The organism is uncultured Sulfitobacter sp., from assembly GCF_947499945.1.
In the GTDB taxonomy this organism is placed as follows: Bacteria; Pseudomonadota; Alphaproteobacteria; order Rhodobacterales; family Rhodobacteraceae; genus Sulfitobacter.
The window spans coordinates 1,924,236-1,945,000 of the sequence record NZ_CANMQD010000001.1 but is presented as its reverse complement, the minus strand read 5'-3'; the positions used below and the strand labels follow the sequence as shown (position 1 = coordinate 1,945,000).

Sequence of the window (20,765 nt, the reverse complement as noted above, 5' to 3'; positions counted from 1 at the left end):
ATCTCTTCAGATATTCTATTTTCAAATAACGTGGAGACAAAAACTAAACCGATGCGCAATTCTCACTGCGCGCCCGCCAGTCAATCTCTCCGAATTCTGCTTCGCTTCAAAGTCCTCGGCGTCTCCGCTCCGTTCCCTCCGCTGCCCCGTGTGACGCTCGTTTGCGCCTCCGGTAAAAGGGGTTCTAGTGTTAGTTCCACATGGCCGCAAGCAGATTTTACACCTATTTCCACTTTTTTGCCATTTTTCTTATTTTTATGGAAATTCAATAATTTAGCCTAAGGTGATTGCGCCAACATACCATTTCGCGCAGCTTTGTTGCGCGGCCCTTAGGTCAACTTTTACGACCCTCTATCCACATCTGGTGTTATCCACAGAGTTACCCACAACGCAAACCGCGATTCAGTACAATTTAGGTGCCCTCACCCCCCTATTCACGTGAATCACTATCAGGATTCGGGGAATCATCGCTTTGTTCTCTCTCATTCCGTGCTGATCTCATTCAACAGGCCTTTAAACACGATCGAGGCACAGACGAATGCCCATGCACCCAGACAAACGGAGACGATCTGCACCAACCCTGCGACTTCGGCACTTTGCGCAGTTGCCACAGACCGTAATGCCCCCAGCCCTATCGCAGCACCGAACCCTACAAACACATGCCCACCGATCAAGATGGCCAGCGACGCACCACCCGCAACCATACCCACCTTACCCGTAGCCCTCGCCTTCCCCGGCCGGTGCAGCATCGCGAGGCTCCAAGACAGCACAGTCACAAATCCGGCAAAGGCAAACAGCAGGGCTGCTTTAGGCGTGCCGTCCAACTCAAACAGAATGAAACCCAGACTTGCGAATATAAGGGCTACCACCACCAGCTTGGTCAGCGGCTTTTCCCAGCCCGCCTCTTGCGCATAACAAAGCTGCCCAAAGACCAGCATGCTCAGCGCCAACAGCCGCATCGGCCCAGCCCCGTCGATCCACGGCGTTAAACACATCCCTATCCCCCCCAACAAAAGGGCAACGCTGCCAAAGCGCGCATTGGGACTTAACAATAGAAAGGTAGAGTATAGCTGCATGGGATAGTCCTCCGGTTACCGAAGGCCTACCACCGAATGTTACTTCAGCAGTCGTTTATATCTCAGCGCTATCAACCCGAGGATCACAGCCATATAGATGATCGGCTCGAACTGGATGCCTTTAACCAGCCAAATGTAATGTATCCCTCCCAGTATCACCGCCACATAGGTCAGCTTGTGCAGCTTCCGCCACGAGGCAGCACCCATCTTACGCACAGACAGGTTGTTGGAGGTAATCGCCAAGGGCAGCAGCGCCATAAATCCCGCCATGCCAATGGTAATATAAGGACGCTTCCAGATATCCGCCCACATCTGCCCCCAGAGCAGGCTCATATCCAGCACCACCCAAACCAGCAGATGCAGCGCCACATAGGTAAAGGCCAACAGGCCCAACGTGCGGCGGAATTTCAGCAGGTTCAGCCCGAGGTGTTGGCGCAGCGGTGTGATGCACAGACCAATGATCAGCAATTGCAAAGCAATCTCGCCCAGCTCATGCTCCAACGCCTTGATCGGCTCACGCCCAAGGCCGCCCGTCTGCGCGAGATACAACAGCCACGGCACGGGCAATAGATAGAGTATATAGACAGCCCAAGTCGGCACACGGCGCACAGCACCATTAATCTTGTCTACAACACTACTCATGCGCACGTCCCTATCGCTTCACAAACAAAAAGCCGAAGCATCTTATGCTCCGGCCTTCTCTCTATACTACTCTTATATGTCTTTGCTCAGATCCATGCCCGCGTACAAACTGCCCACCTCGGCCTCGTACCCGTTCATCATCAGCGTCGGGATCCGCTTGGAGAACAACCCGCCCCCGATGACCCGCTCCGACGCTTGGGACCAGCGTGGATGATTAACCTCTGGGTTCACATTACTATAGAACCCGTATTCGCGCGCGTTGGCTTTGTTCCAGCTTGTGGGCGGCTGCTTATCGGTCAGCGTGATCCGCACCACAGACTTGATGGATTTGAACCCGTACTTCCACGGCACGACCAATCGCAGGGGTGCGCCGTTCTGGTTCGGGATGTCTTTGCCGTAAATACCTGTCGCCATCATGGTCAGCGGATGCATCGCCTCGTCCAGACGCAGCCCCTCAACATAGGGCCATTCCAGCACGGGATACTTCACACCAGGCATCTCGTCAGGCACCAGCGCTGTCTCAAGCGCCACATACTTCGCCCCCGACTGCACACCCGCCATGCCCAGCAGATCGGCCAATTCGAACCCGTTCCACGGAATAACCATCGACCACGCCTCAACACAGCGGAAGCGATAGATGCGCTCCTCAATGGTCATGGCCTTCATAATGTCCTCGAACGCATAGTCGCCCGGCTTATCGACCATGCCGTCGATCTTAACGGTCCACGGCTCCGTCGTCAGCGCTTTGGCGTATTTGGCAGGATCATCCTTGCCCGTGCCAAACTCATAATAGTTGTTGTACTGGGTGATATCCTCATAGCTGCTTGCCACCAACTCATCCGTTTGGGCAAAACTGGCCGTCGCCCCGATCGAGGCAAGCCCAAGGCCCGCAGCCGCACCACCCATCAATGAGCGGCGGTTCATAAACACCGCCTCATCCGTGACGTGATGATCTTTGAGTGTGTTCTTCCAGCGCATGGCCATGAGGTATCTCCCTAACTGTTACAGTCTAGGTAGGGTCAGAGCGGCAAAGCACCAAACCTTTTGTTGTAACATTTCAGGTTTCACACCCGAATGTCATAGGATGCTACAGACCCAAAAGGTCCAGCAGCTCGCTCATATCATCAAAGATCGCGGCACAATGGGGCGCAAGTTTCTCTCGCGGTCCACCGCGAGCAAAGCCATATACCGCCATCCCCGCCGCCTGCCCTGCCCGCGCACCTGTGGCTGTATCCTCCACAACAACACAGCGCTCAGGCGTCACTTCGCCCGCCGCCTTAAGATATACATCAGGCGCAGGCTTGGATGCCGCACAATCATGCGCACTATATACGTGTCCCGAAAAACGCGACCACAGGCCCGTGCAGCGCAGGGTGACATCCATTTTGGCCACAGGCCCGTTTGAGGCAACTGCATAGGGAATGCCCGCGCCGTCCAGCGCATCAAGCACGACCTCAATCCCCGCCACGGGCACACACTCAATCTCAAGGGCGGTAAATATCTCGGCATATATATAATCAAGCCAATCATCGGGCAGGCACGCGCCCATGCTGAGCGATTGATCCATCACACCTTGCATCGTTCCACCGACAAACAGCGTTTCAATACGGCTTTGCGGCAGGTCCAGCCCCCGCCGCGCCAAATCATCGCGCAGAACACGGTTTGTAGTCGGCTCACTGTCTACCAGCACACCATCGCAATCAAAAAGCACTTTGTCAGGTCTATTCATTCCCGCATCCTACACGGCAAGGCTTCGGGATGAAATGTCGCAGATACATTCAAAAAATACGCAATATTTTGCCACTATCACAAATACTTGGCCGGATATCGCTCAAATTTCAGCGGTAGTGCATACCCCTTTGGGGTCAAGGAAATATACTTGGCGCTTTATCTGAACCAAACACGATCTGTGGCGTATCACTTCCGATGCTAACAAACGCATTGCTAACCAAGATAAGGATTACACCATGTTTCGTAAAACACTTCTCTCCGCCGCCGCAGCAATCGCAATGACAACATCTGCTTTTGCAGCAGGTCACGCAAAAGACATCGTCGACACAGCAGCAGCCGCTGGTGACTTCGGCACACTTCTGGCCGCAGCAGAAGCCGCAGGTCTAGTCGAGACACTGAAAGGCGAAGGCCCGTTCACAATCTTCGCTCCGACAGACGCCGCATTCGCAGCGCTGCCAGAAGGCACAGTCGAGGACCTGCTCAAGCCAGAGAACAAAGAGACGCTGGCGGGCATCCTCACATACCACGTGATCGCAGGCAAAGTGATGTCCACAGACCTCACCGATGACATGGAAGCCGCCACAGTGAACGGCGACACCGTAATGATCGATCTCGACAACGGCGTAATGGTAGATGGCGCAAACGTAACCGCCGCCGATATCGAAGCTACAAATGGCGTAATCCACGTCATCGACGCGGTGATCATGCCCAACTCCTAAATCTCCCCCAGAGATTTAGAAACCGAGAAGCCCGCCGACACTCCCCCGTCGGCGGGCTTTTTCGTTCGCTATCAGGCCTAGTGTATCTTGCTTGCGATCAATACCAAACATCGGCGTTGCAATCATCAGACAAACTCAAAAGATCGGCTTGATTGTCACCTCTGACATCATCAAGATCAATAATATGGTGACCCGAACCATCTACATTCGCAAAGCCGAGCGTTCCATTGGCCGAAGAGACTGTAGCAGAAAAATATTCTTTGTCTTCTGAGCACTCCTGAGGAGGCACAACGGGGTCTGAACTTTGGACAGCACCAAGCCAAAGATGATTATGACAGAATACAAGGTGTCGAGGTTACAACGCGGCCAGGATAGTTTCCGATGTGACCGCCCGATCATGGTAAAGAACTATGTTAAAAAGACGTGTTGTTCAGAATCCCGTACCGAACGTAAGAAACCCTCTGCAACATCGCCGAAAAGCAGGATCATCTTCAATGGGCGTCTGCTCATCACAGTACAGGTTCAATAGCGAGAAGCCTGTAGCGTTAGCATGCACCAATCCAGATCTTTTCTACAGGTCATGGGCCTCCGCTGTCAGGTTAATTTCGACCTGTAGTGATTTTGGCGGTTACCCTTTTTGAAAGAACTTGCCCCTTTTCCAGCAATAACATCCACCGCATCACTATCATTTTAGCATGACTCTCGCCAAGTTTTTTGACCTTCAAGGGCCCGACTAACCGTACCGAAAATCACAATATTCCGGATTTCGTTGACCTTTAAAGGACAATTGATCGCGGCCATGCAATTAAGGCTGACCATCGACAACACCTAAGGCCGAGCAGCAGATGGAGACGGCGCAAAAAAACGGCTAGAGCAATTCTGAATAATTGTCCCAGCCAAACACCACTTCGGAAAGACCACAGGGGTCACCCTTGTAAAATCTCACATGATTCATGACCACGCACGAAACGACTCCAATAGCCTACTTAGAGTTGATCTAGAGTAAGCTTCATAAAGCCAATCGTTTGCACCCAGTTCAATGTGTATCTGCAAGCGGATCACGGAACCAAAGCTGTTTGTGCGGTTCCAACTGCAGGTCGGTATTCTCGCACACGGCACGGCTTTCCACAGCATCATATGCACCAAAGAAAGTCAGTCGGGCGGCCTCTCTCAGATCAAAGTGGCCGTGTGCGATATGTTGCCCCCGCCAAGGATCGCCCAAAGGCGACTGACCTTTCCGCTGACCAGCATCCCGTCTGTAACAAATGACAAATCTGTAGGGCTGCTGTTCATCCCTGCGGCATCAGTCAACTGCGCCAACTACTCCTCAATCATCGCTGTGTGCGAGTCAGCGACTCTCATACGCTGATTGCAACGCCCACACAAATTGCACAGCAGTTGCGGATAACTTTGGCGGAACTTAAAAAATACGCGGCTATCTTGTTATTGGCCTAGGCTGTGAGCCTGTCGCGACTGGGGGCGAGTCCGAATTTGCGTTTATAGTCTCTGCTAAAATGCGTCGGGCTTTCATATCCGACTGCATAAGCGGCCTTAGAAACTGTGGCGCCGTGTCCGACCAACAAGGTACGCGCTTCTATCAGCTTCATATCCTTTTGATACTGCAATGGCGTGACCCCTGTCACGGATTTAAAGTGTTTGTGAAACGATGACACGCTCATCCCCGCGACATGTGCGAGGTCGGACACGGCCACCTGATGGCGAAATTCTGCGCGCAATTTTTGAATTGCTTTCCCAATCCGACTGCCGTGACTGTCAGCCACAAGCAGAGACCGCAGCATCAGCCCGATCGGGGAGAGCAGCAGGCGGTAATGAATTTCACGCACAGTAGACGGCCCAAGGACAGTTGCATCGCGTGGATTATCCGCCAGTTCCATATACCTCACCAGCGGTGCAAGCCATGCGGGATCAGCTGGCGCACATGAAAGTGGCCTAGTGTGTGCACCCGCCTCAGGCCCATCCGCGACCTGCGCATAAAGGCTCCGCACATCTTTCATATTCAACGATAGAATCAGCGCGACATAAGGCATCTGCGCCGTCGCTTGGGTTATCCGCGACACAACGGGCAGGTCGTGAGTAACAAGCAAGGCATCACCAACTGATAGGTTTGCATACTGGTTACCCACGTTTGTCTCTTTGCTGCCCTGAAGGATCAGGCAGATGAGCGGCTCGTAAATTACTGCTTCGAAATCGCTGACATTTCCACGCTGATATAGGGAGAGGTGTGGCAATATCTGGATATTCTGAGCCTTTTCATCGGAAAATCCTGCGACCAATTCCGTCAATCGCTCAAGGTGCATGTCGTTCTCCTAACAGATTACACCTTATCGATATTTGCGGTCAGGCATAGAAGCGCCTGAATCAATTTGGAGGATTGGGCAGGTATTGCACAGGATGTGACAGGCAAAAAATGAGCTGCCAAGCTATCATTATGCTTGTCCCTTAAGGAAAAAATGATGTCGTCTATTCAATCCCAGTTTCTTGACCTTACCGCCCGCCATGACCGCTATGCGGCAATCGACACAAACTCAGCCCTGAAAAACAGCGCTGCAGAAAAGGTTATCTTTATCGCGGGCGCATCGCGCGGCATTGGTCAGGCCACCGCCATCGCCTTCGCCGAGGCTGGCGCAAAGGCTGTCTATATCACCGCAAGGACCGAAGGTTCTCTTAAGGAGACCCAAGCCTTGGTACATGCGGCCAACCCGGACACCCGATGCAGCTATTCGATATGTGACGTCACAATCGCAGCCGAGGTTGAGGCGTCAGTGGCGGATTGTGTGGCCAAATTTGGCGGTATTGATGCGGCAGATGCAAACGCAGGCTATCTGGGCCCTTGGGTCAAGATTGGCGAAAGCGACCCCGCGGGATGGTGGCGCAATTGGGAGGTAAACCTGCAAGGCAGCTATCACGTGATCCGCTTCACTCTGCCCCACCTGATTAAAAGCGCTAAAAAGCACGCCGCCGAGGGCAAAAGCGGCGGGCATCTGATTCTGCTTTCCTCCATTGGTGCACAGGTCCTGATGCCCGGCGCGTCAGACTATCAAACCTCGAAACACGCGATCAACCGCCTGTGCGAGTTTGTCCAAAGCGATCATGGCGATGATGGGATCAAATGCGTTGCCATCCACCCGGGCGGCGTTGCAACCGACCTTGGCCTGAACATGCCCGAGGCGATGCAAGAGTATCTCGTCGACAGCCCCGATCTGGCCGCTTGTTTTGCCGTTTGGGTCTGCTCCGGCAAGGCAGACTGGGCCAAGGGCCGGTATCTCAGCGCCAACTGGGACGTGTCCGAGCTTCTGAATATGAAAGATGAAATCCTGCAAAGCGATCTGCTGGTCAACCGCCTACGTGCCAAACTGAGTGCGGCAGGCTAGCAATGCAAAACTGCTGATGCCAGACTGGACCAGCACCCATAGGGAGAACCAAAGATGTATAATGAAGCCGTAAAACAAGGTGGCCTCGCAGTTGTCACAGGCTCTGCCAGCGGTGTAGGGCTGGCCGCTGCAATGCGTTTCGCGCAGGCGGGCCTTGGCGTTGTCCTCGCCGATCTCGCAGGCGACGCGCTGGAGAGCGCTGCCGCACAAGTGCGCAAGGCTGCTGGTGACGGCGCAACCGTCCTTGCCGTTCCAACGGATGTCAGTGATGCGGATGCTGTTGCCGATCTGGCCGATCAATCATTTGCCGCTGGCGAAGTGGCCGTACTGATGAACAACGCAGGCATCGGCATGCCAACAGGCAGTTGGGAAAAGGCGGATAACTGGCGCAGAAATATCGAGGTCAATCTTTTCGGCGTGATGAACGGTATCCACGCATTTGTCCCGCGTATGATCGCCGCCAATCGTCCTGCAGTGGTCGTGAGCACAGGGTCAAAACAAGGGATTACAACGCCCCCCGGAAATCCGGGCTATAACGTGAGTAAGGCAGGGGTAAAAGTTATGACCGAAATGCTGGCCCATGATCTGGTTCAGGCAGGCGCACCGATCTCAGCACATCTTTTTGTGCCGGGGTTCACCTATACGGGCATGATCCAACGTTTTATGCCCGAAAAACCTGCGGCTGCATGGACCAGCGAAGAAGCAATCGACTATTTTATCGCCCGCATGGCCGCAGGTGACTTTTATATCCTTTGCCCTGACAACGATGTTTCATCAGAAATTGATCACAAAAGAATTGCTTGGGCCTTAGGTGACATACTGGAAAACCGTCCGCCACTCTCTCGTTGGCATCCAGACTTTGCTGATGCTTTCGCAGCGTTCGAGAAAACTGATTAGACTTTAGCGCACAAAACATCACCCATCAGCAAAACGCGCAGTACTAAAAAAGGCCGAAGCAATCGCTCCGGCCTTTCCCATTGTTGTTAATGCACTGTCGCATCATTCGGTTTGGGCTTGTTACGCGCCGCGATACGGTCGCCGATGATCAACCCATCAGCCCCCGCACTCACGGGGATCGTATCCCCGTCGGTCACATCCCCCGCAAGAAGCATCTCCGCCAATGGGTTCTGCAAGGCAGACTGAATTACCCGCTTGAGCGGCCGCGCACCAAACACTGGGTCATACCCCTCATCGGCAAGCCATTTGCGTGCGCCATCGTCCAGCTGCAAATCGATCTTGCGTGCCGCCAACCGTTTGAGCAGCCGCGCCATCTGAATCGTCACAATGCCATCCATGTTCTCACGGTTAAGACGGTCAAAGATGATCGTCTCGTCCAGACGGTTCAGGAACTCGGGGCGAAAATGTGCCCGCACCGCATCCATCACATCACGCTTGGCATCAGCCATATCGCTGCCCTCGGGCGCAGTGCTCAAGGATTGCGCACCCAAGTTAGACGTCAGGATAATTAGCGTTTGCTTAAAATCCACCGTTCGGCCCTGACCGTCAGTCAGCACACCATCATCCAACACCTGCAACAGAACGTTGAATACATCGGGGTGCGCCTTCTCGACCTCGTCAAACAGCACCACCTGATAGGGGCGGCGACGCACAGCTTCGGTCAGTACACCACCCTCGTCATAGCCGACATAGCCGGGAGGAGCACCAATCAGACGGGATACGGCATGCTTCTCCATAAACTCCGACATATCGATACGCACCATCGCACTGTCATCGTCAAACATAAACTCGGCCAGCGCTTTGGTCAGCTCGGTTTTACCTACACCTGTAGGTCCAAGGAACAGGAACGACCCAAGTGGGCGGTCCTCGTCACTTAGCCCGGCACGGGAGCGGCGCACGGCATTGGCCACAGCTTTAACAGCCTGATCTTGACCAATGACACGGGAATGCAACTGCTCTTCCATCTGCAACAGCTTGTCGCGCTCCCCCTCAAGCATTTTGCCAGCAGGGATACCCGTCCACCGCTCCACGACAGAGGCAATCTGGTCAGGGCGAACGGCCTCTTCGACCATCATCCCGTCCTCACGGCTCTCCGCCTCAAGTAGTTCACGCTCAAGATCCGGGATCACACCATAGCTAAGCTCACCCGCTTTCGCGAGGTTGCCTTCACGCTTTGCGATGTCCAGATCGGCCCGCGCGCGGTCCAGCTTCTCTTTGATGTCACGCGCACCGGCCAGCTTGTCACGCTCTGCCTGCCATGCAGCAGTCATCGCGCCACTGCGTTCCTGCAAACCAGCAAGGTCTTTTTGAAGTGTCTCCAGACGGTCCTTACTCGCCTGATCATCCTCAGCCTTGAGCGCCTCTTCCTCAATCTGAAGCTGCAAAATCTGGCGATCCAGCGCGTCCAGTTCTTCGGGCTTGCTGTCCACTTCCATCCGCAGACGGCTCGCCGCCTCGTCCATCAAGTCGATGGCTTTGTCAGGCAGAAAACGGTCCGTAATATAGCGGTGGCTCAGTGTTGCCGCCGCGACCAAGGCACTGTCAGAAATCCGCACACCGTGGTGTAACTCGTACTTCTCCTTGATGCCGCGCAGAATACTCACCGTATCCTCCACCGTCGGCTCCAACACCATCACAGGCTGAAAGCGCCGCGCCAATGCCGCGTCTTTTTCAACGTACTTGCGGTATTCATCCAGAGTAGTCGCACCGATACAGTGCAACTCACCACGCGCCAACGCAGGCTTGATCAGGTTGGCCGCGTCCATCGCGCCATCACCAGCACCCGCACCAACCAGCGTGTGCATCTCGTCAATGAACAGGATCACTTCGCCGGCGGCTTGCGTCACTTCATTCAACACTGCCTTAAGCCGCTCCTCGAATTCACCGCGATATTTTGCACCAGCGATCAGCGCACCCATGTCCAGCGCCATCAAGCGCTTGTTACGCAAGCTCTCTGGCACGTCACCATCAACAATACGCAGCGCAAGGCCTTCGGCAATTGCGGTCTTACCCACACCCGGCTCACCAATAAGAACCGGATTGTTCTTCGTCCGGCGCGACAACACCTGCATGGCGCGGCGAATTTCCTCGTCACGGCCAATAATCGGGTCAATCTTACCCTCACGCGCCCGCTCAGTCAGGTCTTGGGCATATTTCTTCAGCGCATCATAGCCGTCTTCGGCGCTCGCCGTGTCTGCCGTACGCCCCTTACGCAGGTCGTTGATCGCTGTGTTCAGCCCTTGGGCCGACACTTTTCCAGCTTCCAGCGCAGTCTTTGCACCGGATTTGGTCATACACAACGCCATCAAAATACGCTCGACAGGGACAAAACTGTCACCCGCTTTTTTGGCCAATGCCTCGGCCTCCGCCAGCACACGGGTCGTCGCACCATCCAGATAGGTCTGGGCTGCATCGCCGGTCACTTTCGGCATCTTGCCAAGGGCGATATCAACCGCTTGCTTAACGGCCTTCGCATCCCCGCCAGAGGCAGAGATAAGGTTGCTCGCCAACCCTTCTTCGTCATCCATCAATGCTTTGAGGATATGCTCAGGCGATAGCCGTTGATGGCTTTCGCGTGTCGCAATCGTCTGGGCCGCCTGCACAAAGCCGCGCGACCGTTCCGTGAACTTACTCAGGTCCATGGTAGTCTCCTTTTATAAAAGCGTCCGCTATTTTCTGCACCCGCTCGGCGGCATGCATTAGGCGCGGACCTTACATACAGCACTTGGGGAGAGATTTGATTTGATCAAGGTCAAGAGCAGGTCAATTTCATCCTACATCACAACAAATCCAACTTCGCCAAATACCAATATCCAGACCATAAGACATCCAATAGGCTAATTTCAGCCTACTATATCTATCTGTTGTTAATGCATTTTTATCATGGATAGCATTTTTCGAACCTCATGGAGAAACCAATCGCCTTGTTACCAGTTATATTTCTGAATGCAGTGCTTAGATTCATTTTAGCGGTTTAAAAAAAAGCTCCACACAAAATGATGGGAGCACATGAGGATACGAGAATGACACATACACAAGTACACTTGAGCCAAGTTATCTACAACGCTGCCACGCAGTCTTTTGAGGCGCTGGCAACAGTTAAGACAAAAACAGATTCCAAGACATTTCCCTGCTCCATCGAAGCGCCGATTACTATGAGCTTTGAGCGCGCGGCATCAGGTCTCAAGACGCAAGCACTGCGTGCAAACGCGTCAGGCACCGGAATGTATTCCCAGATGCGCCATCACATGGCCACTGTTCGCGCAGGTCGCCCCCGCTTTGACCCGCGCACGTGGCTGGCGCAGTTGGGTTTCGGCTCGCTCGACAAAGCAGCGTAGTTTTTTTTCTAACTCGACTTTGCGCTGGCCCAATACCTGATCCGTACACCTGTCCCCGTGCAATCAGCGGCTGTGCAAAAACACAGATGTTTGCCTGCCTGCACACTCTGTGATCACTGTGCCCGACCTGCCTTCGTGCGGTCGGGCTTTTTTTATATACATTCACCTTTCCATCCCCTAAGCCCCCAATCGTTTGCCCTAAAATGTGATGGAGTTTATTTCTATGTCCGATGACCGCCTAATTGTCGCCCTCGATGTTCCAAATGCTGTCGCAGGATTGGAGATGGCCAGCCGAATCGGTGATGCCGTGAATTTCTACAAAATCGGACTGGGTATGCTTACAGGTGGCGGGCTCGCTCTCGCCAATGAGCTAAAGCAGGAGCACGGCAAACGTATTTTTCTCGACATGAAGCTCTTTGACATCGGTGCCACCGTAGAAGCAGCAGTGCGCGGTTTGGCGCAGTTTGATCTGGATTTCCTCACCGTTCACGGCGATCCCCATGTTGTCCGCGCAGCCAAGGAAGGCGCCGCCGGCACTGATCTCAAAATCCTCGGCGTGACCATCCTCACCTCGCTTGATCGTGCTGATCTGGATGCAAGCATGATCCGCGCTGGCGATATTCCCGAATTGGTGGTGGCTCGGGCACTCCATGCATTTGACGCAGGGGCAGATGGTATCATCGCCTCTCCGCAAGAGGCCGCACTCATCCGGGCACAACCCGAATCCGCTGGTCGCCTAATCGTGACGCCCGGTGTGCGCCCTACAGGGGCCGCTTTAGGTGATCAAAAGCGTGTAACTACACCTGCCCAAGCCATTGAAAACGGGGCAGATCACATTGTTGTCGGACGCCCGATCTGGCGTGCAGATGATCCTGCAAAGGCCGCTCGTGACGTGCTCGCAGAGATCAAAAATGTGACCTAATCAACCTAGCCGTGTGCCTTTTTGATCACATGGACAAATATTGACCGCTTCGCTGACGCCACCGCGCTATGTCATAAGCTGTACTCATGCTACTTTTATTGTGGTGATACTCCCCGACGGGCTGGTTCTTCCTGATGCCCGTCACCTCCCCTCGCTTATTAAGGCGGGGGGCTTTTCGCACCCCCTTCATTCTGATCGCGGACCGCAATCCACCGCGCCAAACGCGTCTGAAACGCTGGCACAGCTTTTGCATGGGCCAAAAAAACACTCTCCTGCATCATGCGCCACTCCTGCCCCTCATCGCCAAACGACACATCAGCAATCGCAGTTTCAGGCATCTGTGCCACAAAAAACCACTTCACCTCCGCGCCTTCCTGAAATGATCGCCCCCAAACAATAGCAGCCTCCGGCACCACCAGCCCCAATTCCTCATGACATTCGCGCAGCGCACAGGCCTGCGGACCCTCTGCACCCTCGCGTCCACCCCCCGGCAAGTCCCAATGATCCGCAAAAATCAATCCTGGCGTCGCATCCCGCAAAATCACAGCCAGTCTGTTCCCCAGATACAAAGCCAGTTTCGCACCGCCGAAAGGCCCGCCATCATACCGCTCAATGTCGAATTGCATGGCTCTCTCCTGTTCTGCCCTCTATGATTGGGCATCAAACAATAGATCACAATCCCCGCCATGCCCGCACTCTGCCGCGATTGCCTGACCCAGTTCGACGATGCCCGCCGGTGTCTCTCATGCGCCAGCCCGCGTGTGACGCGGCACCCTGAATTGTGGGACCTCAGCATCGCGCACATGGATTGCGACGCCTTCTATGCCTCGGTGGAAAAGCGGGACGATCCGTCGCTGGAGGGCAAACCCGTTATCATCGGCGGCGGCCACCGCGGCGTTGTCTCAACCGCCTGCTATGTGGCGCGCATCCGTGGCGTACGTTCCGCCATGCCGATGTTTCAGGCACTCAAGCTCTGCCCTGAAGCTGTTGTGATCCGCCCTCGCATGGAGGAGTACGTCAAAGCTTCCCGCGCCATCCGCGAAATGATGGAGGAGTTGACCCCAGCGATTGAACCGCTTTCGCTGGACGAAGCTTTCCTCGACATGACAGGCACGACCCGACTGCACGGCGCACCGCCAGCCGTGATGCTGGCGCACTTGGTTCGCCGCATGAAGACCGAGCTTGGCCTCACAGGCTCCATCGGCCTGAGCCATAATAAATTCCTCGCCAAAGTCGCCTCCGACCTAGACAAACCCCACGGGTTTTCAGTCATAGGCGCGGCCGAGACGATGGATTTCCTGCGCGACAAACCCGTGCGCATGATCTGGGGAGTGGGTGCTGCGGCCCAAGCATCCCTCGACAAAGCAGGAATCAGAACCTTCTCTGATCTGCTGCGCTGGGAGCAGACCGACCTCGTCGCCCGCTTTGGTGGTATGGGCGAGCGCCTATATCACCTCGCACGGGGCCAAGATCGCCGCCGCGTCTCCTCCAACGCGCCAATGAAATCAATCAGCAACGAGACCACCTTCAACGACGACATCTCCGATCCCGACCTGCTGGACGGATACATCTGGCGCATGGCCGAGAAAGTCGCCGACCGCGCCAAGGCCAAGAACCTCGCTGGCCGCGTCGTAACCCTTAAACTCAAACGCGCCGATCACACGCTGCTGTCGCGCCGTGTGGCGCTTAGCGATCCAACGCAACTGGCCGACCGCATTTACCGCACTGCCCGAAGCCTGTTTAATCAAGTCGGCGAAAAAGGTCCTTACCGCCTGCTCGGCTGCGGCATCTCGGACCTCAGCGATGCGTCAGGGGCGGACAAACTCGGTGATTTACTTGATCCTGATGCCACACGGCGCTCGGAAGCCGAACGCGCAACGGATACCATCCGCGACCGTTTTGGCAGCAAGGCAATCGTAAAAGGGCGCACATTGCGGTAACGCTCTAAGAAGACCAGTGCTATTCGGCAGCCAGTGGGATACGCCCCTGACCGATCAGCGCGACTTCCTTCACGACCTCGCGCAATGCGGATTGCACGGCCTCAAAATCGCCATTCGGGCGGATCAGTTTTTCATTCATATAAAGCGAGCGGTCAATCTCGACCTGCACCGCGTGCTGCCCCTTTGAGGGCTTCCCATAAGCTTGGGTGATATAGGCTCCCGCAAAAGGTGCATTGCGCGTCACAATGAAGCCTGCACTGGCAAAAGCAGCCTCAATACGGTCCACAACATCGCCACTCGCCGCCGCACCAAATCGGTCACCCAGCACCACATCTGGCCGCCGCATCCCTGCCCGCATCACCCCGTCCATCGCTTCGTGCGGCATGGAATGACAGTCGATCAGCACCGTCTGCCCATGACGGTTATGCGCCAAATCTAACAAGGTTTGTAGTTTATCGTGATACGGTTCCCAGTAGTCAGCGATCCGTTCTTGCGCCTCATTCAGGCTCATCTTTCCCCGGTAAATTGCACGCCCGTTTGCGACCACTCGAGGAATCACGCCAAGGCCCGACGCGACACGCGGGTTATGTCTGATTCGTCGCACCCCTTCGATGAGGGCAGGATCAAGCTCGTCGCGTGCGCGGTTTAGGTCAACAAAGGCACGTGGCGCGCCCGCTTTTAAAAAAGTCGCGCCAAATTGCGGAGCACATTCAAAAAGCTGATCCACAAATGCATCCTCGGACGAGCGGATCGCATGTTCGTTCAAAACCGTCTTACGCATGAACGACCACGTATAGTCCCGTCCCGAATGGGGCGAGGCAAATACAACGCAAGAAGTTTGCGCAGTAGGCAATAAGACGTCAAAGGCAGCAACGGGCATATCTGTATCCTAACTGATAAAATACATAGCGCAGAATATAACAAAGCCAAAACCCCTTGATCACTGTGGCGACTCCTTTTATAGCACGCAGACGGCGCGGTGTTTTCGCGCCCCATTTTTGTTTGGGGCATGACCAGCGCGCTCATATAGTGGATGATTAGCTCAGCGGTAGAGCACTTCGTTGACATCGAAGGGGTCACTGGTTCGATCCCAGTATCGTCCACCATGTATTCTCTGGTGTGTTCACCTCGTGAACACGCTGCCCGTAACCTAGGCGCTGGCCCGCGCCACAACTTGGAAGGATTGGACTTATGAAAGTTCGCAATTCACTCCGCTCGCTCAAGAACCGGCACCGTGACTGCCGTGTTGTGCGTCGCAAAGGCCGCGTATACGTGATCAACAAAACCCAGAAGCGCTTCAAAGCCCGTCAGGGTTAAGTCGCCTCTTCGCATTGATCTGAAAAAAGGCTGCTCCCGCGAGGGGCGGCCTTTTTGCTGTTCCTCTGCTAGGGCCCTCACAAAAAACAGTATCTCGAGCGTAATCTAAAAGCCAATCGTGCATGCTCGGTCTGAAATTCACTGGAGCGAGGGTAATGATAGATCGGTCCCATCTCCTCCAACCAGCTGACAGTCTGACAAATAGAAAGATCCACTTGGGTCAATCGACCGAGGTCAGTTTCGGTCAAATCAATCAAATGACCAGCTTTTCTGCTCAGCCCCAAGACTTTGAATGTCATCGGTTCCGGCATTTCGATGATACGGGTTTTGCCGAATGCACCAAACATCGTACCGTCATCCCTCCACGACACACCGGAGGCAAAGCGCACTCGATACGTGCCAGGCGGCACCAACACTCTAAAAAACGTTCCGCCAGTGATGAAAGCCGCCAATACATCAGCGCCAGTCTCTATATCTGACAATAATAAAACGTAGTTTTTCCCACTGTTCGTTTTAACCTGAAGGGGGAACACGGCGGGCAAACCTGTCTTGTTCCACATCAAGCCATGCTTTGGCTGTGCACTGCCTTGCGCTGTCGCGGGCGCTGGTACCAATTGCGCGCCCATTAGAAAAACCACGCTCAGCATCACAGTCATTTTTCGCATCAACCACATCTCAGACTTCCGAACCCTTTGCATATACCTCAAGCCTAGCCCATCTTTCTTCTCGCGCCAAACCCGACGCGCCGTAACACGTAAGTTTGAAGCTACTGGCACTTGCCGCGTCAAAACGCCACTATATGTTGAAGGCTAATCTTCATCAAAGGACACCGCTATGACTGAATATACGCCCCCCAAAGTCTGGACATGGGAGGCCGAGAGTGGCGGCAAATTTGCCTCGATCAACCGCCCCGTTGCCGGCCCCACACACGATAAAGAGCTGGAAATCGGTAAACATCCGTTCCAACTCTACTCGCTGGCGACCCCCAATGGCGTAAAAGTCACGATCATGTTCGAAGAGCTGCTAGCTGCAGGCCACAAGGACGCGGAATATGACGCATGGCTGGTCAACATCGGCGAGGGCGTACAATTCGGCTCGGGCTTTGTCGACGTAAATCCCAACTCCAAAATCCCCGCCCTGATGGATCATTCCGTCACCCCGCCCCAGCGCGTGTTCGAAAGCGGCGCGATCCTGCTGTACCTCGCCGAAAAATTTGGTGCCTTCATCCCCAAAGATCCCGCACATCGCACCGAGATGATGAGCTGGCTCTTCTGGCAAATGGGTTCGGCCCCCTATTTGGGCGGCGGTTTCGGCCACTTCTACGCTTACGCACCCGAAAAATTCCAATACCCCATCGACCGCTTCTCAATGGAGGCAAAGCGCCAGCTTGATGTAATGGACCGCCATCTAGCCGAGAACGAATGGTTCGCGGGCGAATACTCGATCGCCGACATCGCGATCTGGTCTTGGTATGGCCAGCTGGTTCTCGGACGCCTCTACTCAGCCGCGGAATTCCTCGACGTAGAAAGCTATAAAAACGTCATGAAATGGGCCAAAGCCATCGACGCGCGCCCCGCTGTCACTCGTGGCCGCATGGTCAACCGTGCATTCGGCGATGACCTCTCCATGCAACTGCACGAGCGTCACGATGCATCTGATTTTGAGACTAAGACCCAAGACAAAGTCGCAAAAGACTAACACAAACACCGCGCGCCACATCCGAAATGGCGCGCGGTCCAACGCCTCCTTATTTTGCTCTTAAACTGAATCCCGCAAGGGGACAAAGGCGCAACTCTACCGGTTCCGCCCCACCTGCCGACAAATCAATATCACCGGCAACAGCCCCATGGCCACGATAACCAATGAGGGCACCGCCGCCCCCTCCAACCGCTCGTCACTCGCCAATCGGTAGGCCTGCACCGCAAGCGTATCAAAATTGAACGGCCGCATGATCAACGTCGCTGGCAGTTCCTTCATCACATCCACAAACACAATCAGCAACGCCGTCAGCAAACTCGGCGCAAGGATCGGCAGATGCACGCGGCGCAGCGTCCCAATCGGCCCCTGCCCCAAGGAGCGTGAGGCCGAATCCATATTCATATGCACCATCGCCTGACCACCTTCGTAGGCCCCCAAGGCCGCAGCAAGAAACCGCACCATATAAGCGATCACCAACAGCCAGATCGAGCCGGTGATGAGCAGCCCCGTAGAGATATCAAAAGTGCTTCGCATCCACGCATCCAGCGCATTATCAAATGCAGCAAACGGCACCATTAAGCCGACAGCAATCACGCCACCAGGCACAGCATACCCAAGGCGCGCCACATAGGCAGCCCCCTGCGCCACACGGTCGCCGCGCATCCGCTGGAAGAACCCGACACTTATCGCCGCCATCACGGTGACAACTGCCGCGACCGAAGCAAGTGTTGCTGAATTCTTGATAAACCCCAGATACCGCGCGCTCAAAAGGTTTTGCTCGGATCCGATCCCCATGAAAAACAGCACAACAATCGGCAACAGCGCCCCGAACACCACTGGAATAGCACAGAGAACCGTCGCGGCAATCGCTTGCCCCCCGCGCAATTGCAAAGGCGGAGCCACATTGGCCTGACGCGAAGGGTCATGATATTTGGCATCCCCCCGCTGAAGGCGCTCCAGCATCGCCAGCAACAGCGCAAAACTCAACAGACACAGAGCCAGTTGCGCCGCCCCCACACGGTCAAACAGCGAGAACCAGCTTGTATAAATCCCTGTGGCAAACGTCTGGACGCCGAAATACGCCACTGTGCCAAAGTCCGCGATGGTTTCCATCACCGCCAGCAAAACACCCCCCGCAATCGCAGGGCGCGCCAGCGGCAAACTCACTTTGAAAAACGCGGCCCAAGGGGAAGATCCCAGCGCACGCGCTGCCAGAAACGTCGTCCCGCTTTGCTGTAGAAATGCCGCACGGGCCAGCAAGTAGACATAAGGATAAAGCACCAGAATCAACATCGCCGCCGCCCCGCCAAGGGAGCGGATATCAGGAAACCAGTAATCGCGCGGCCCCCACCCCGTCACGTCGCGCAACACCGTTTGCACAATGCCGGGATGATCAAGGACATGGGTATAGGCATAGGCCAGCACATAAGCAGGAAAGGCGAGCGGCAGAACCAGCCCAACTTCAAAAAACCGCACGCCGGGGAATCGCGTCATCGTCACCAGCCACGCAGCCCCCACACCGATGGCAAAGGTCCCCGCCGCCACCATCAGCACCAGTGCCAGCGTGGTCCGCGCATAGCCGCCCAACACAGTATCCGCCAGATGCCGTACCGTGTCGGTCCCGCCAGACATCGCCGCTATCAACACGGCCAGCATCGGCAATGCACACAGTCCCGCCACAAGTAACGCAACACCGGACAAGGTCCTTGCGCCGTCCCGTTTTTTCACTTGGGAAGATGTCGTCATATCGCTCATAGCTCTATGTCGACTATTTTAGTCAGAATGAAAAGTGCCTCAAAGCCACAGTTTTAATCGTAGGTGCGCTGGTCCTCGATCACCAACCCGTCTTTGGGCAGGCTGTCGGGGGCGACCACTTCGATGCGCCCTTTGAGCTTGAGCAGAGCGGCAACAGAGGCCTCGTAGGCCTCCGCATCGGGCGACCCACTCTCGATCCGCACAGTCATCACATCCTGCTCGGCCTCACGGCTCGCCACCACCCGTGCGCGGGTGATCTCCGCATGTGCCGCAACCAGTTGCGCGACCTGTTCAGGGCGTACAAACATCCCCTTAATCTTGGTCGTCTGGTCCGCACGGCCCATCCAGCCCTTGATGCGTATATTCGTCCGCCCACAAGGCGACGCGCCTGCCATCACAGCACTCAAATCACCCGTCGCAAAACGGATCAGCGGATAGTCGGGGTTGAGCGTGGTCACAACAACTTCGCCCACTTCCCCCTCAGGCACAGGATCACCTGTTCCGGGCGTCACAATCTCGACGATCACACCTTCATCCACAATTAGCCCCTCCATCGCAGGGGATTCGTAAGCAATGTTGCCCAGATCAGCCGTCGCATAGCTCTGCAAACACGTGATCCCACGCCCCGCATACCACTCCCGCAAACTCGGGAACAACGCGCCACCGCCAACAGCAGCACGGGTAATCCCAAGGGTCACCCCCATCTCGTCCGCCTTCTCCAAAATCACCTTGAGGTAATCAGGCGTCCCCGCATAAGCCGTCGTGCCAATATCGCGCGCCGCAATAACCTGAAGCTCGGTCTGCCCTGTCCCCGCAGGCAGCACCGCCGCGCCAACAGCCCGCGCACCACTCTCGAATATCATGCCCGCAGGGGTGAGGTGATAGCCAAAGCAGTTGTGAACGATGTCACCCTCACCAATGCCAATGGCGTGCAGGAAACGCCCCATCCGCCACCAGTCAGGATCGGTGGACGATGGCTCATAAATCGGGCCGGGAGACTGGAATATATGGGAAAACCCGCTGGCAGGCTTGGTCGTAAAACCGCCAAACGGCGCATCCGCTGCTTGTGCCTTACCCAATTCGGATTTGCGCAAAACAGGCAGATCCGCAAGCGCTTCTACGGATGTAACAGACGCGGCATCAATACCGTCCAACGTACCAGCATATCCCGCAACCCCTTTGGCGCGGGCAATCTGCTCGGGCAGATCGCGGGCCAGATCGGCGGCACGCTGGTCTGCGCTGCGGATTTCCAGATCGTCGAAAAAGCTCATATCAATC

19 protein-coding genes and 1 tRNA gene are annotated in these 20,765 nt (G+C 55.2%); 9 read left to right on the top strand and 11 right to left on the bottom strand.

What is annotated here, in order from left to right:
• Positions 1 to 482: 482 nt before the first annotated feature.
• From Q0775_RS09690 to Q0775_RS09675, 4 genes are all read right to left on the bottom strand, one after another.
• The gene (locus Q0775_RS09690) at positions 483 to 1,076 is read right to left on the bottom strand and encodes a hypothetical protein (RefSeq protein ID WP_298859704.1); all 594 of its coding nucleotides are present in this window, start codon (positions 1,074 to 1,076) and stop codon (positions 483 to 485) included.
• Between the two features lie 39 nt (positions 1,077 to 1,115).
• Positions 1,116 to 1,718 carry a protein-methionine-sulfoxide reductase heme-binding subunit MsrQ gene (gene msrQ / locus Q0775_RS09685; RefSeq protein ID WP_298859702.1) on the bottom strand — a complete coding sequence of 201 codons (603 nt, stop codon included), beginning with the start codon at positions 1,716 to 1,718 and terminating at the stop codon, positions 1,116 to 1,118.
• Between the two features lie 72 nt (positions 1,719 to 1,790).
• Complete coding sequence (gene msrP / locus Q0775_RS09680; RefSeq protein ID WP_298859700.1) at positions 1,791 to 2,702, bottom strand: protein-methionine-sulfoxide reductase catalytic subunit MsrP; 912 nt, start codon at positions 2,700 to 2,702, stop codon at positions 1,791 to 1,793.
• Between the two features lie 103 nt (positions 2,703 to 2,805).
• Complete coding sequence (locus Q0775_RS09675) at positions 2,806 to 3,447, bottom strand: HAD family phosphatase (protein ID WP_298859698.1); 642 nt, start codon at positions 3,445 to 3,447, stop codon at positions 2,806 to 2,808.
• Between the two features lie 238 nt (positions 3,448 to 3,685).
• Between Q0775_RS09675 and Q0775_RS09670 the strand changes: the two genes are divergently transcribed.
• Positions 3,686 to 4,168: a fasciclin domain-containing protein gene (locus Q0775_RS09670; RefSeq protein WP_298859696.1), complete on the top strand. Its 483-nt coding sequence runs from the start codon at positions 3,686 to 3,688 to the stop codon at positions 4,166 to 4,168.
• A 1,451-nt stretch (positions 4,169 to 5,619) separates the two neighbouring features.
• On the opposite strand, the gene Q0775_RS09665 is transcribed toward Q0775_RS09670, so the two are convergent.
• On the bottom strand, positions 5,620 to 6,486 hold the full coding sequence (locus Q0775_RS09665) for an AraC family transcriptional regulator (protein WP_298859693.1): 867 nt from the start codon (positions 6,484 to 6,486) through the stop codon (positions 5,620 to 5,622).
• Between the two features lie 156 nt (positions 6,487 to 6,642).
• Here Q0775_RS09665 and Q0775_RS09660 point away from each other — a divergent pair, with 156 nt between their 5' ends.
• On the top strand, positions 6,643 to 7,560 hold the full coding sequence (locus tag Q0775_RS09660) for an SDR family oxidoreductase (RefSeq protein ID WP_298859691.1): 918 nt from the start codon (positions 6,643 to 6,645) through the stop codon (positions 7,558 to 7,560).
• A 54-nt stretch (positions 7,561 to 7,614) separates the two neighbouring features.
• A complete protein-coding gene (locus Q0775_RS09655; protein WP_298859689.1) occupies positions 7,615 to 8,457 on the top strand; it encodes an SDR family NAD(P)-dependent oxidoreductase in 843 nt (280 codons plus the stop codon).
• An 86-nt stretch (positions 8,458 to 8,543) separates the two neighbouring features.
• Here the strand turns inward: Q0775_RS09655 and clpB are convergent, their stop codons facing one another.
• On the bottom strand, positions 8,544 to 11,159 hold the full coding sequence (clpB, locus tag Q0775_RS09650; RefSeq protein WP_298859687.1) for an ATP-dependent chaperone ClpB: 2,616 nt from the start codon (positions 11,157 to 11,159) through the stop codon (positions 8,544 to 8,546).
• A gap of 381 nt (positions 11,160 to 11,540) precedes the next feature.
• On the opposite strand from clpB, the gene Q0775_RS09645 reads away from it, so the two are divergent.
• Both Q0775_RS09645 and pyrF read left to right on the top strand, forming a co-directional pair.
• The gene (locus Q0775_RS09645) at positions 11,541 to 11,855 is read left to right on the top strand and encodes an orotidine 5-phosphate decarboxylase (protein WP_298859686.1); all 315 of its coding nucleotides are present in this window, start codon (positions 11,541 to 11,543) and stop codon (positions 11,853 to 11,855) included.
• A 223-nt stretch (positions 11,856 to 12,078) separates the two neighbouring features.
• Complete coding sequence (pyrF, locus tag Q0775_RS09640; protein WP_298859683.1) at positions 12,079 to 12,777, top strand: orotidine-5'-phosphate decarboxylase; 699 nt, start codon at positions 12,079 to 12,081, stop codon at positions 12,775 to 12,777.
• A 158-nt stretch (positions 12,778 to 12,935) separates the two neighbouring features.
• On the opposite strand, the gene Q0775_RS09635 is transcribed toward pyrF, so the two are convergent.
• The gene (locus Q0775_RS09635) at positions 12,936 to 13,403 is read right to left on the bottom strand and encodes an NUDIX hydrolase (protein WP_298859681.1); all 468 of its coding nucleotides are present in this window, start codon (positions 13,401 to 13,403) and stop codon (positions 12,936 to 12,938) included.
• Positions 13,404 to 13,463: 60 nt separating this feature from the next.
• On the opposite strand from Q0775_RS09635, the gene Q0775_RS09630 reads away from it, so the two are divergent.
• Complete coding sequence (locus Q0775_RS09630; RefSeq protein ID WP_298859679.1) at positions 13,464 to 14,717, top strand: DNA polymerase IV; 1,254 nt, start codon at positions 13,464 to 13,466, stop codon at positions 14,715 to 14,717.
• Positions 14,718 to 14,736: 19 nt separating this feature from the next.
• Here Q0775_RS09630 and Q0775_RS09625 read toward each other — a convergent pair whose 3' ends face one another.
• A complete protein-coding gene (locus Q0775_RS09625; RefSeq protein WP_298859677.1) occupies positions 14,737 to 15,597 on the bottom strand; it encodes an N-formylglutamate amidohydrolase in 861 nt (286 codons plus the stop codon).
• A gap of 151 nt (positions 15,598 to 15,748) precedes the next feature.
• Here Q0775_RS09625 and Q0775_RS09620 point away from each other — a divergent pair.
• Together Q0775_RS09620 and ykgO are read left to right on the top strand one after the other, a co-directional pair.
• Positions 15,749 to 15,823, top strand: a tRNA-Val gene (locus Q0775_RS09620).
• An 85-nt stretch (positions 15,824 to 15,908) separates the two neighbouring features.
• Positions 15,909 to 16,034, top strand: coding sequence for a type B 50S ribosomal protein L36 (gene ykgO / locus Q0775_RS09615; protein WP_025058716.1), 126 nt, complete (start codon positions 15,909 to 15,911; stop codon positions 16,032 to 16,034).
• A 77-nt stretch (positions 16,035 to 16,111) separates the two neighbouring features.
• Here the strand turns inward: ykgO and Q0775_RS09610 are convergent, their stop codons facing one another.
• Entirely contained in the window at positions 16,112 to 16,690 is a 579-nt protein-coding gene (locus tag Q0775_RS09610) for a hypothetical protein (protein WP_298859666.1), read from the bottom strand.
• Positions 16,691 to 16,868: 178 nt separating this feature from the next.
• On the opposite strand from Q0775_RS09610, the gene yghU reads away from it, so the two are divergent.
• Positions 16,869 to 17,732, top strand: coding sequence for a glutathione-dependent disulfide-bond oxidoreductase (gene yghU, locus Q0775_RS09605; RefSeq protein ID WP_298859664.1), 864 nt, complete (start codon positions 16,869 to 16,871; stop codon positions 17,730 to 17,732).
• Between the two features lie 96 nt (positions 17,733 to 17,828).
• On the opposite strand, the gene Q0775_RS09600 is transcribed toward yghU, so the two are convergent.
• Complete coding sequence (locus Q0775_RS09600) at positions 17,829 to 19,478, bottom strand: iron ABC transporter permease (protein ID WP_298860026.1); 1,650 nt, start codon at positions 19,476 to 19,478, stop codon at positions 17,829 to 17,831.
• A gap of 62 nt (positions 19,479 to 19,540) precedes the next feature.
• Positions 19,541 to 20,758: a phenylacetate--CoA ligase family protein gene (locus tag Q0775_RS09595; protein WP_298859661.1), complete on the bottom strand. Its 1,218-nt coding sequence runs from the start codon at positions 20,756 to 20,758 to the stop codon at positions 19,541 to 19,543.
• Positions 20,759 to 20,765 lie beyond the last annotated feature (7 nt).